The 12,485-nt window shown below is 61.3% G+C and carries 11 protein-coding genes; 5 read left to right on the top strand and 6 right to left on the bottom strand.

The features are described from left to right. Positions 1–71 precede the first annotated feature (71 nt). Genes AC2FNY_RS09745 through AC2FNY_RS09735 form a run of 3 tightly spaced genes read left to right on the top strand, consistent with a single transcriptional unit; the run spans position 72 to position 2,552 of the window. Positions 72–923 (top strand): peptidylprolyl isomerase, encoded by an 852-nt coding sequence (locus AC2FNY_RS09745; RefSeq protein WP_234165036.1) that lies wholly within the window; start codon positions 72–74, stop codon positions 921–923. Between the two features lie 7 nt (positions 924–930). Further along, a complete protein-coding gene (gene argJ / locus AC2FNY_RS09740; protein WP_496802322.1) occupies positions 931–2,157 on the top strand; it encodes a bifunctional glutamate N-acetyltransferase/amino-acid acetyltransferase ArgJ in 1,227 nt (408 codons plus the stop codon). After that, positions 2,154–2,552, top strand: a complete 399-nt coding sequence (locus tag AC2FNY_RS09735; RefSeq protein ID WP_234139209.1) for a (deoxy)nucleoside triphosphate pyrophosphohydrolase — start codon at positions 2,154–2,156, stop codon at positions 2,550–2,552. Before argJ ends, AC2FNY_RS09735 begins: the two co-directional genes overlap by 4 nt. 478 nt (positions 2,553–3,030) lie before the next feature. Here the strand turns inward: AC2FNY_RS09735 and infB are convergent, their stop codons facing one another. From infB to rimP, 4 genes are read right to left on the bottom strand one after another with little or no spacing between them, the layout of a single operon-like run. Further along, complete coding sequence (gene infB / locus AC2FNY_RS09730; protein ID WP_496802321.1) at positions 3,031–5,535, bottom strand: translation initiation factor IF-2; 2,505 nt, start codon at positions 5,533–5,535, stop codon at positions 3,031–3,033. Between the two features lie 8 nt (positions 5,536–5,543). Then, positions 5,544–6,167, bottom strand: a complete 624-nt coding sequence (locus AC2FNY_RS09725) for an RNA-binding protein (protein ID WP_234139211.1) — start codon at positions 6,165–6,167, stop codon at positions 5,544–5,546. Between the two features lie 23 nt (positions 6,168–6,190). Beyond that, entirely contained in the window at positions 6,191–7,816 is a 1,626-nt protein-coding gene (nusA, locus tag AC2FNY_RS09720; protein ID WP_496802320.1) for a transcription termination factor NusA, read from the bottom strand. Then, complete coding sequence (gene rimP, locus AC2FNY_RS09715) at positions 7,816–8,442, bottom strand: ribosome maturation factor RimP (protein ID WP_234165033.1); 627 nt, start codon at positions 8,440–8,442, stop codon at positions 7,816–7,818. Before rimP ends, nusA begins: the two co-directional genes overlap by 1 nt. A gap of 581 nt (positions 8,443–9,023) precedes the next feature. On the opposite strand from rimP, the gene AC2FNY_RS09710 reads away from it, so the two are divergent. Beyond that, positions 9,024–9,800, top strand: a complete 777-nt coding sequence (locus tag AC2FNY_RS09710; RefSeq protein ID WP_496802319.1) for an SDH family Clp fold serine proteinase — start codon at positions 9,024–9,026, stop codon at positions 9,798–9,800. A gap of 9 nt (positions 9,801–9,809) precedes the next feature. Here AC2FNY_RS09710 and AC2FNY_RS09705 read toward each other — a convergent pair whose 3' ends face one another. Together AC2FNY_RS09705 and pip are read right to left on the bottom strand one after the other, a co-directional pair. Beyond that, positions 9,810–10,631, bottom strand: a complete 822-nt coding sequence (locus tag AC2FNY_RS09705) for an ABC transporter substrate-binding protein (protein ID WP_496802318.1) — start codon at positions 10,629–10,631, stop codon at positions 9,810–9,812. Then, positions 10,628–11,608 (bottom strand): prolyl aminopeptidase, encoded by a 981-nt coding sequence (gene pip / locus AC2FNY_RS09700; protein WP_234216700.1) that lies wholly within the window; start codon positions 11,606–11,608, stop codon positions 10,628–10,630. Before pip ends, AC2FNY_RS09705 begins: the two co-directional genes overlap by 4 nt. A gap of 49 nt (positions 11,609–11,657) precedes the next feature. Here pip and ubiG point away from each other — a divergent pair, with 49 nt between their 5' ends. After that, a complete protein-coding gene (ubiG, locus tag AC2FNY_RS09695; RefSeq protein ID WP_234139216.1) occupies positions 11,658–12,404 on the top strand; it encodes a bifunctional 2-polyprenyl-6-hydroxyphenol methylase/3-demethylubiquinol 3-O-methyltransferase UbiG in 747 nt (248 codons plus the stop codon). Positions 12,405–12,485 lie beyond the last annotated feature (81 nt).

Below are 12,485 nucleotides of genomic sequence, written 5' to 3'. Positions count from 1 at the left end.
AAGCGATGTAAGCGGCAGGGTCCAGAGTGTCAACGCCGCGCCCCGTTGCGGCCTGGAAATAGGATGAATCAATGCCCAAAGGTCTCACAATCTTGCCATCGCTGGCGCTTGCGCTGGTGCTGGCCCTGCCGGTCGCGGCCGAGACAAAGGCCGAGGCGGACACGGTTGTGGCCCGCGTCAATGGCGAAGAGATCACGTTGGGTCACATGATCATCGCGCGTGCCTCGCTGCCGCAGCAGTATCAGCAACTGCCCGACAATGTGTTGTTCGACGGCATCTTGGACCAGCTGGTGCAGCAGACCCTGTTGAAACAGCAACAGACGGGTGAGACCCCGAAACAGGTCGTGTTGTCGCTGGAGAACGAGGAGCGCTCGTTGCTGGCGGGTGAGACCATCGAAGAGATCATGGCCGCCGCCACCACCGACGAGGCGATCCAGTCGGCCTATGACGCGCAATATGCCGACGGGTTCGGTGGCGAGGAATACAATGCCTCGCATATCCTGGTCCCGTCCGAGGACGAGGCCAAGGCCGTCAAGGAGCTGCTCGACAACGGCGCTGATTTCGCAGCCACCGCCAAGGAGAAATCCACCGGTCCGTCCGGGCCGAATGGCGGCGCGCTGGGCTGGTTCGGAGCGGGCGCGATGGTGCCGGAATTCGAACAGGCGGTCGTGGCGCTGACCGCGGGCCAGATCTCGGACCCGGTGCAGACTCAGTTCGGCTGGCATGTGATCATCCTGAATGACAAGCGCAAGTCCGAGGCCCCGGCGCTGGACGAGGTGCGCGACGAACTGGCAGGCCGCATCCAGCAGGATGCCATCGACGCGCGACTGGCCGAGCTGACCAAGGACAGCGAGATTGAAAAGCCCGATCTGAACGGGATCGAACCCGGCGTGCTGCGGCAGCTGGAACTGGTGCAGGAGTAAGGCCGAAATGGCGAAGATCACCAAGGTTTCCCCTCTGGCCCCGGCCGCGTTTCCGACGCTGCCCGTCATCGACGGTGTGCAGCTGGCCAGTATCGCGGCGGGGGTGCGCTATCAGGGTCGCACCGATGTGATGCTGGCGGTGTTGGCTCCGGGTACCTCGGTTGCGGGGGTGTTCACCCGGTCGGCCACCCGCTCGGCACCGGTGCTGGACTGTCAGGCCAAGATCGGCGGCGCCAGCGACGGACCGGCCGCGATTCTGGTCAATTCAGGCAACTCCAACGCCTTTACAGGCCATTACGGCCAGACCTCGGTGGCCGAGGTGACGCAGGCGGTGGCAGATGCGACAGGTGTGCCGGTCGGGCGGGTCTTTACCTCGTCCACCGGGGTGATCGGCGAGCCGATGAAGCACGAGCGTATCGTGGCCAAGCTGGGCGATCTGAATGCGGCGCTCAGCCCCGACGCGCTGGAGGATGCCGCCCGCGCCATCATGACCACCGACACCTTTGCCAAGGGCGCCAGCCGGACCGTCGGGATCGACGGCAAGATGGTCAAGATCGCCGGGATCGCCAAGGGTTCGGGCATGATCGCCCCCGACATGGCGACGATGCTGGTCTATATCTTTACCGATGCCCGCGTCGAACAGGGTGCGTTGCAGGCGATGCTGTCGGCAATGACCGACCGCACCTTCAACTGCATCACCGTGGACAGCGACACCTCGACCTCGGACACGCTGCTGTTGTGTGCGACCGGTGCCTCGGGGGTGGATGCGACGGGCAATGCAGAGTTCGCCGCCGCGCTGGAAGAGGTGATGCTGGACCTGGCCCAGCAGGTCGTGCGCGACGGAGAAGGTGCCACCAAGTTCGTCGAGATCCGGGTGACCGGCGCGGCCAGCGATACCGATGCTAGGGTGCACGGTCTGGCGATTGCCAACTCGCCGCTGGTCAAGACCGCGATCGCAGGTGAGGATCCGAACTGGGGCAGGGTGGTGATGGCGATCGGCAAATCCGGCGCTGCTGCTGACCGTGACCTGTTGAGCATCTCGTTTGGCGATATACTGGTGGCGGAGAAAGGTTGGGTGAGCCCCACCTACCGCGAAGAGGATGCCGCCGCCTATATGAAGGGGCAGGAGCTGGTCATTGGTGTCGATCTGGGCCTTGGCGAAGGCAAGTCAACCGTCTGGACCTGCGATCTGACCCACGGATATATCGAGATCAACGCGGATTACCGCTCGTGAAAACCGTCCTTGTTTCCGCCGTCGCGCTGATCGACGTGGATGGCCGGGTGCTGCTGGCGCAGCGCCCGGAAGGCAAGTCGATGGCCGGTTTGTGGGAGTTTCCCGGCGGCAAGGTCGAACCCGGCGAGACGCCCGAACTGGCGCTGATCCGCGAGCTGCACGAGGAACTGGGGATCAATACCTGGGCCTCATGCCTGGCGCCACTGACCTTTGCCAGCCACAGCTATGATGATTTTCATCTGCTGATGCCGCTGTTTGCCTGCCGCAAGTGGGAGGGGATTCCGCAATCTCGCGAAGGGCAGGCGCTGACATGGGTACGGGCAAACGAACTGCGCAACTACCCGATGCCAGCAGCGGATATCCCCCTGATCCCGATCCTGCGCGACTGGTTGTAACGGGTTCTTGTCACATTCATCATATCTTGACGCTTGGTAATCTGTGCAAATTTGGCATTCCAAGCAAACATTTAAGCTAGATACTGTTTTCTTGCGGCGCTTTGAACACTGTTTTCGGGCGAATTCTCATGTGATTCCTCGTGCGCGATGGTGTATATGTGGCATGCCGGAAGTATCGGGTCAGAACGTTGTGTCGATCCCTTCCTTGCCGGAGGATATGGATGTTTGATGCGGCGCGCTTCTGTACGGAGAAGCCATGGTTCGCAGCAAGAAATCCGAAGCGGATATGTCGCAAGGCTCGCAGCCCAAGGCGTAACGTGGAAAGTTCGAGAGTTTAAAGACCACCACTCACATGGGTCTTGAGGGCAAGAAGAGGCATGGGGCCTTTTCTTGCCTCTTTTTTGGGTAACTCCCTGATCTCGAAATGAAAAAGGGCGGCTCTCGCGAGCCGCCCCATCAGTCTGATTTCCGTCTCCGATCAGGTCAGCGACCGGGTGACTTCCTCGCGCTCGAAGATCTCGATCACGTCGCCGGGGCGGATATCGTCGTAGTTTTCAAAGGCCATACCGCATTCCTGGCCCGACTGAACCTCGGCCACTTCGTCCTTGAAGCGTTTGAGGGTTTTCAGCGTGCCTTCGTGGATCACCACGTTGTCGCGGAGCAGACGCACACCGGCAGAGCGGCGGGCGACACCTTCGGTGACCAGACAACCGGCGACCTTGCCGACGTTGGAGACCTTGAACACCTCTTTGATATTCGCGTAGCCGATGAAGTTCTCGCGAATTTCCGCGCTCAGCAGGCCGCTCGCGGCCGCTTTGACGTCGTCGACCAGGTCATAGATCACCGAATAATACCGGATCTCGACGCCCTTCTGGTTGGCGGTGTTACGCGCGCTTGCGTTCGCCCGGACGTTGAAGCCCATGATCGGCGCGCCCGAGGCCTCGGCGAGGCCCACATCGGTTTCGGTGATGGCACCGACGCCCGAATGCAGCACGCGCACGCGCACCTCGTCGTTGCCGATCTTTTCCATCGCCTGAACGATGGCCTCGGCAGAGCCCTGCACGTCGGCCTTCACCAGGATCGGCAGTTCGGCGACATTCTCGTCCGCCTTGGCCTTGGCCATCAGCTGCTCCAGCGTGGTGGCGGCACCGGCAGCGGCGCGCTTGTCCTTGGCGACCTGAGCGCGGTATTCCGCGATCTCGCGGGCCTGCGCCTCGGTCGAGGTCACGTTCAGAACGTCACCCGCTTCGGGCGTGCCGTTGAGGCCCAGAACTTCGACCGGAACCGAAGGTCCGGCTTCGGTCACGCGCTCGCCCTTGTCGTTGATCAGGGCGCGGACCTTGCCGTATTGCTCGCCCACAACAAAGATGTCGCCCTGGCGCAGCGTTCCCTTCTGGATCAGAACGGTGGCGACCGGGCCACGGCCCACATCCAGCTGCGCCTCGATCACCGCACCCTGTGCCGGGCGGTCGGGATTGGCCTTCAGCTCCAGGATCTCGGCCTGCAGTGCGATCGCTTCGAGCAGCTCGTCCAGACCTTCGCCAGTCTTGGCCGAAACCTCGACATCCTGCACTTCGCCCGACATCGCCTCAACCACCACTTCGTGTTGCAGCAGGTCGGTGCGCACCTTGGTCGGGTTCGCCTCGGGTTTGTCGATCTTGTTGATCGCCACGATCATCGGCACACCGGCGGCCTTGGCGTGGTTGATCGCCTCGACGGTCTGCGGCATCACCGCGTCATCAGCGGCAACAACCAGAACCACGATATCGGTCACCTGAGCACCGCGCGAGCGCATCGAGGTAAAGGCGGCGTGGCCCGGCGTGTCGAGGAAGGTGAGCGTTGTGCCGCCATCGGTTTTGACCTGATAGGCACCGATATGCTGGGTGATGCCACCGGCCTCGCCTGCAACAACCTTGGCGTCGCGGATGGCATCCAGAAGCGAGGTTTTGCCGTGGTCCACGTGGCCCATGATGGTGATGACCGGAGGACGAGGCTTGAGGTCTTCTTCGGCGTCCTCGATATCGGAGATGACGTCTTCGACGTCGGAATCCGAAACCCGGACGACCTTGTGGCCAAATTCCTGGATGATCAGTTCGGCGGTGTCGGCGTCGATGGTCTGGTTCTGGGTGACCATCATGCCCATCTTCATCAGTTCCTTGACCACATCGGCCACGCGTTCGGCCATGCGGTTGGCAAGCTCCGAAACCACGATAGCCTCGGGCAGCTGAACCTCGCGGATCACCTTTTCACGCTCAGCGCCGCCACCCATTGCTTTTTGGCGGGCGCGTTCCTGCTTGCGCTTCATCGCGGCCAGCGATTTCTGGCGTCCGCCTTCGCCGTCGGTGACCTGGCTGAGCGTCAATTTACCCGAGCGGCGACCATCCTGACGGCCCTTGCCGCGGGTCTGGCGTTGCTCGCGTTCGCGGTCGCGGTCGACCCGGCGGGCATTGTCGCCGCTGTCGGGGCGGGCAGAGGCCGGCACACGCTCGGCGCTGCGTTCGGCCTTTGGAGCGTCCTGCTCGGCGGCAGCGCGCACTGCGGCACGCTTGGCCTCTTCCTCGGCCTCGAGGCGCTGGCGTTCTTCTTCCTCGGCCTTTTCACGGGCACGCTGTTCGGCCTCGCGCTGTTCACGCTCTTTGGCCTCTTGTTCGGCCCGGCGACGTTCGCGCTCTTCGGCGCGCGCCTTTTCTTCGGCCTCTCGCTGCGCCGCTTCTTCGGATTCGCGGGCCTTGGCGGCTTTCAGCGCGTTAAGCCGACGCTCCATCTCGGTGTCAGAGATCCCAGCAGGGCGGCGCGAAGGGTCACCGGCCGGCGAGGAGCTGCCGGCGCTGGGCTTTCCGGCACCTGGCTTGGGGACCACCACGCGCTTGCGCTTGGTTTCCACCACGACATTCTTGGTCCGTCCGTGGCTGAAACTCTGTTTCACGTTCCCGGGGCGGGAACCACGCAGACCCAATGTCTTTTTGCCGTCAGTATCGCTCATAAAGCTTCTTACCCTTCCGCGCGGCCCTTGCCGCCGTCATCCGTTTTGCGCATTCCACGAAGGCGTTGCGCTTCCTCTACAACACGTTTGGCGAGTCCACCAGAGGCCAGCGCCGCATGTATCACTGTTTGGCGGCCAAAAGCCATGCCCAATTCATCCGCCGTGAGCCAACCGATGTATTTGCCGAAATGTGGCGTGCTCAGTTTGGTCTTGCCTCGGCCCGATCCGTCCGAGGCCTGGATCAGGACCTGCGCCTCTTCCTTGTCGAGCCAGGTCTTGACCTTTTCGTATCCCGCGACCGCGTCGCCGGATTTGCGTGCCAGGCTGAGCAGGTCGACAACGCGGCGGACCAGTTGTCGCTCAACCTCGTCCACCAGCCCGTCGGGCACCTGCACCTGCTGTTTCAGGCCGCGGGCAAAGAGTTTCTTGTCCACGGCCTTTTGCAGCACGTCCCGGTCTGCGGCCACATAAGTGCCGCGTCCGGGCAGTTTGCCCGCGATATCGGGCACCAGTTGCCCGTCGGGACCGGCCACGAAACGGATAAGCCCGTATCTAGGCCGTGCCTCGCCTGTGGCAATGCACTTGCGTTCGGGACCCTCGGTCCGGTCTTTATGTGCACCGCCACGTGTCATGTTTTATCTCCGTCGACCCGGAATCAGGCCTCGGCCTCCTCGTCGGTTGCGGTTTCGCCCTCGTCGGTCTCTTCCGCCTCTTCGAGGAGTTCTGTTGGATCGACCCAGCCCAACATGACGCGGGCGGTCATCACCATGTCCTGCGCATCTTCCAGCGAAACGCCGAAGAGCTCCAGAATGCCGTCATCCTTGACGCGCTGACCGTCGACCGTGGTCCAGCCTCCGGCCAGTTCCCAGTCGGCGCAGGTCGCGAAATCTTCCAGCGTCTTGACGTCGTCCTTGGCCAATGCCTCGACCATTTGGGGTGTCAGGCCCTCGAATTCAATAAGGCTGTCCTCGGCTCCCAGGGCGCGGGCATTGTCCAGCGCCGCCTTGGCCTGTGCCTCGAGATAGTCGCGGGCACGGGCCTGAAGCTCTTCGGCGGTGCCTTCGTCGACCCCGTCGATCACCAGAAGCTCGTCAAGCTCGACATAGGCGACCTCTTCGAGATTGGTGAAGCCTTCGGAGACCAGCAGCTGGGCAAAGAACTCGTCCAGATCGAGGGTTTCCATGAACAGCGCGGTGCGGCTCTCGAATTCCTTCTGACGGCGCGCCGATTCCTCGGCCTCGGTCATGATGTCGATGTCCAGACCGGTCAGCTGCGATGCAAGGCGCACGTTCTGGCCCCGACGACCGATGGCCAGGCTCAGCTGCTCCTCGGGGACCACGACCTCGATCTTGCCGGCTTCTTCGTCCAGCACCACCTTCGACACCTCGGCCGGTTGCAGCGCGTTCACCAGGAAAGTCGGCTGATCCTCGTTCCACGGAATGATGTCGATCTTTTCGCCCTGCAATTCATTGACCACCGCCTGTACGCGGCTGCCGCGCATACCGACGCAGGCGCCGACCGGGTCGATCGAGCCGTCGTAAGAGATCACGGCGATCTTGGCGCGCGAACCGGGGTCGCGGGCCACGGCCTTGATCTCGATGATGCCGTCATAGATTTCCGGAACTTCCATCTTGAACAGCTCGGCCATGAACTCGGGCGCGGTGCGTGACAGGAAGATCTGCGGGCCGCGCGGCTCGCGGCGTACGTCCTTGATGTAGCAGCGGATACGGTCGTTGGGGCGATAGCTTTCGCGGCCGATCTTCTCGTTGCGGCGCAGGATCGCCTCGCCCGCGCCCACATCGACGATGACGTTGCCATATTCCTCGCGCTTGACGAGGCCGTTGATGATGGTGCCGGCGCGATCCTTGAACTCTTCGTACTGACGATCCCGCTCGGCTTCGCGCACCTTTTGCAGGATCACCTGCTTGGCGGATTGCGCGGCGATACGACCCATCTCGACCGGCGGCACCTCTTCGACGAAAGTATCGCCGATCTGCGGATTTTCCATGTACTGCTTGGCCTGTTCGACGGTGAACTCGGCCTGGTAGTTTTCCAGCTCGTCATCGGCGACAACGGTGCGGACACGGGTAAAGGTCGCCTTGCCGGTCTTGCGGTCGATATGGACGCGGATGTCCATCTCGGCGCCATAGCGGCTCTTGGCGGCGCGTGCGAGAGATTCTTCCATCGCCTCGACCACCAGACCGGGGTCGATCATCTTTTCACGGGCCACGGCCTCGGCGGTTTGCAACAGCTCCAGCTGGTTTGCAGAGGTGATTGCCATTAGTTCGTCTCCTCTTCGGACCCGTCGCGGGCCATGGTCGTGGCGCCCGTTTCGGGCGCTTCCTCTACGATTTCGTCGAATTGGTCTTCGTTCAGAACGCCGGCGGCCTTGCGCTGACGCAGCATTTCCTTGATCAGGTCGTCGGTCAGAACCAGCTTGGCATCGCTCAGCCAGTCGAATTCCAGGCCGATGGTCACCGTTTCGCCATTTTGGTCGATGTTGATCAGCACCTCGTTGCCCTCGACACCGGCCAGTTCACCTTTGAACCGGCGGCGGCCGTCGATCAACTCGGTCGTTTCGATCTTGGCCTCGTAGCCTTCGAACATCTCGAAATCCTTGAGCCGGGTCAGCGGCCGATCGATGCCCGGGCTCGACACTTCGAGCGTATAGGCATCCAGAATCGGATCCTCGACATCCAGCGTGGCGCTGACCGCGTTCGAGATCGCGGCGCAATCGTCCACCTCGATACCGCCATCGGGCTTGTCGGCCATGATCTGGAGCGTGGTGCTCTTGCCGCTCATCAGGCGAATGCGCACCAGCTCGTATCCCAGATCCGCGATCACGGGGCTGACGATCTCGGCCAGGCGCCGGTCGATGGCGGCCTTTGCTATCAGGTTGTTGGTCATCTCGTGTCTTACCCAAGCTCCGGGCACAAAAAAACGGGCGCGCGGCCCGTCGATCTATTCCGGTGGAACCCCAGGCCAGTGCCCGACGCGCCGCTGTTGTCAAGGCATATACGCGGGATGGGGTGAGTCTGCAAGCGTAATAGCCACCTCTTCTATTTCTGAGTTGAGAGGAAAACGCTCGGTCTGAGTTGGGCTTCTAGGTCACCCTCTAGCGATAATCCTTGAAATATTGACAAATGAGTGCGAATCTGGAATCGGAAGCCAAGAGGGTGATTCGATGACTGAGCGATCTGCCAGAATATTGGAGTTGGAGAGGCTAGGGCTTCTTGCTCCGTCTAAGCAAGAAAACCCTACATCGAAAAACCTGATAGCAGACTCTTATTCACAACTCAGCTTTTCGTTGTATGGTGAGTTTACCCCTATCACAGTAAGATCATACTCGTTACCCAAAAATGCCGACTTGGAATGAAGTAGACCTCGAGATATCTAGGCGCGTTTCAGGTGGCGAGAGGGTTGAAGTTGTTTGTGACGACGTCCGAAGTTGTTACCTTGGGAAACTTTCGTCTCATGTTGAGAGGCCGGTGATTGCTTACTATTCAGGATTTTTGCAAAAACCGCCTCACCCGGCCTCCTCTATTGATGATTTTGACATAAACGGCTTTATGGCGGTTATTCACAATCTTGAGCGGGGGAAAGGGCTTGACTTAATCCTTCACACCCCGGGAGGAGCGATCGAAGCAACGCGCGCTCTTGTCGAGTATCTGTATGGGATGTTTGGTAAGAACATTCGTGTGATTGTACCTCAGCTGGCTATGTCTTGTGGGACGATGATAGCGTGTGCTGCAAGTGAGATTGTCATGGGGAAACATTCGAGCCTAGGTCCAACTGATCCACAAGTCATGGGTGCACCAGCGCTTGGGGTAATTCATGAAATTGACAGCGCGTTGGATGAAATACAGAAAAACCCTGCCAAAACCCTGGTTTGGCAAGAAGTCTTTCGAAAGTTCCCCCCTGCGTTCATAGCCAACTGCGAGAGATCAATCTTAGGAACCAAAAAGATGGTATCTGAGTGGTTGGCGGGAAATATGTTCATTGATTGCGAGGACCCAAACTCTGCGGCTGAGAAGGCGGTTGAAGGTTTGATGAACTACCAAGAAACATCTGAACATGGCCATCACTTCATGAAAGAGAAGTGCAAAGAGTTTGGGTTGAAGATAGTGAATCTGGAAGATGATCAAACGTTGCAGGAAAGGGTACTAAGCGTACACCATGCTTATGTCGCAAGCTTTGCTCGACTTCGAACGCTTAAGTTCATTGAAAACTCAATAGGCGCAAGTTGGAACGTAGCTTCTGATTAGGTAAGCTACTTAAGTTATCCACCAGCGTTCCGCGATGCGGCCATCGTCCAGCGGACTGCGGCTGCTGATCTGGCGCGGCAGGCCGACCGAGACGGCGGCGGCGAGCGCCATGTCGTCCTCGGAGGGGTGATAGCGGAACCGGGTACGGTCGCGCAGCCCGTCGGGCAGGGGCAGGGCGGCGACATCGACATAGCCGTCGCGCAGTGCCTCGGCCCGGACGGCGGGGTCGGGGATCACGATCACCTCGACCATGTCGGCCCAACCGGCCTGACCCTGCTTGTAGTGATCGGCAACCTTGCGGCCCAGGAAATGCCGCCCGTCCTGGGCCCGTTCGACCCGGTAACAACCGGTGCCGTTGGCCTGTTCCAGCGGCGTGACCGCTCCGCCCGCGCGGGTGATGGCAAAGCGAATATCGGCCAGCCGAAAGGGCAGGCCGGGATCGGCCTCGGCCAGTTCCAGCCGCAGCCGCGTGGGGCCAAGCGCCTCGGTCAGGCCGATTTCGGCGAGCGACGCGGCGGCATCGCTGGCAGAGAACCGCGTGCCATCGTGAAAGGTGACGTCGTCGCGCAGATCAAAGCTCCAGACCCGGGCGCTGTCGTCGGGTTGCCAGCCGGTCGCCAGCTCTCCCCTGAGGGTGCCGTCGGGCGCGATCTCGGTCAGGGTGTCGAACACGGCACCGCGCGCGATCCGTTCCAGGCTGTCGTCTCGCGGTACCGCCAGACGCAGGGTGCCCCCCTCCCGGGGCCGGTCGGCCAGCGACATGCCCGTCGAGGCCAAAAGGGCTGCGGCAGCACCCGAGGCGAACAGCGCGCGGCGGTCGATCCGAGTCATGTCGCGACCTCCTCGGCGATGCCGTCCATGATCCGCACCAGCTCGGCGCTGATGCCCGGTTCGGACAGGGCGTGGCCGGCATTGCGGATCATCCGAAGTTCGCAACTGGGCCACAGCTCGCTGAGCTTCCAGGCCGAACTGGGTGGGCAGATCATGTCATAGCGCCCCTGCACGATATGGCCGGGGATATGCGAGATGCGCCCCATATTGGCGAGGATCTGGCCGTCGAATTCCAGAAAGCCGTCATTGATGAAATAGTGATTCTCGAGCCGGGCAAAGGCACGGGCATAATCGCCGGGACTTTCGCCCGTGGTGCCGTTGGAGTGGATCGAGGCAAGCGCATTCTCCCAAGCCGACCACGCGCGGGCATAGCGGATCTCTTGCGCCATATCCCCCGAGAACAGGCGCTTGTGATAGGCGGAAATCATGTCGCCGCGTTCATTTTCCGGGATCAGCGCGGCAAAGCGCGACCAGGGTTCCGGCCAGAACCGCCCGGCGCCGCCGCCATAGAACCAGTCAAGCTCGGCCCGGGTCATCAGGAACACGCCGCGCAGCACCAGCCGGGTAACGCGATCGGGATGAGTCTGGGCATAGACCAGTGCCAGGGTCGCGCCCCAGCTGCCTCCAAAGGCGATCCAGCTGTCGATCTCCAGCGCCTTTCGGATGCGTTCGATATCGGCAACCAGATGCCAGGTGGTGTTGTCGGTGACCGAGGCATGCGGTCGCGACCGGCCACAACCGCGCTGGTCGAAAAGAATCACCCGGTAGACCGCAGGATCGAAATAGCGCCGCATCGCCGGGCTGCATCCACCGCCCGGTCCGCCATGCAGAACCACGACAGGGATCCCGCGGGGATTGCCACTTTGCTCGACATAGATGCGGTGACCCTGACCAACATCCAGCATCCGCTGGTCGAACGGGTCGATCGGCGGATAGAGATATTGCATTGCGCGCTTTTGGTCCGGGTATTTGTCCATTACAGGCCTATATAGTCCGCAATGGGTAAAAGAGCACACGGAGACAGGAATGCAAGCGCATCCGAACACGGTCGACCCGTCAGAGATCGCGAAATTCGAGGCGATGGCCGCCGAATGGTGGGATCCGCATGGCAAGTTCAAACCGCTGCATATGCTCAACCCCTGCCGCCTGGACTATATCACCCGGCAGATTGCCGGCGAATTCGACCGGGACCTGACCGGGCACCAACCCTTTGCCGGATTGCGGCTGCTCGATATCGGTTGTGGCGGCGGGCTACTGAGCGAACCGATGGCAAGGCTGGGGGCCGAGGTGGTTGGAGCAGATGCCGCCGAAGGCAATCTGCCGGTAGCGCGCATCCATGCGGAACAGTCGGGCCTGGAGGTTGACTATCGCCACACCACAGCCGAGGCGTTGGCCGAGGCGGGCGAGCTGTTCGACGTGGTGCTGAACATGGAGGTGGTCGAGCATGTGGCCGATCCGCTCTCCTATTTACGGGCGACCCATGATCTGTTGAAACCGGGCGGCCTGCAGATCTGCTCGACAATCAACCGCAATCCCAAATCCTATGCGATGGCGATCCTGGGGGCCGAGGTGGTGATGCGTTGGTTGCCGCGGGGAACGCATGAGTGGTCCAAATTCATCACCCCGGATGAATTGTTCGACCTGCTGCGGCAGGCGGGGCTGGATCCGGTGGATCGCAAGGGATTCGTGTTCAATCCGATCTCGTGGCAGTGGTCTATCTCGGATCGCGATCTGAGCGTCAACTACGTGACCGCCAGCCTGCGGCCGCGCTAGGCGCGCCGTTTTCCGATACGGAAAACGGCCAGGAAAATTGAGAATTTTCCTGGCCGGAAATCTTTGATTTCCGGTTTGGTT

It is taken from the genome of Ruegeria sp. BHSC223 (assembly GCF_059613025.1).
This window is presented reverse-complemented; position numbering and strand designations above follow the sequence as displayed.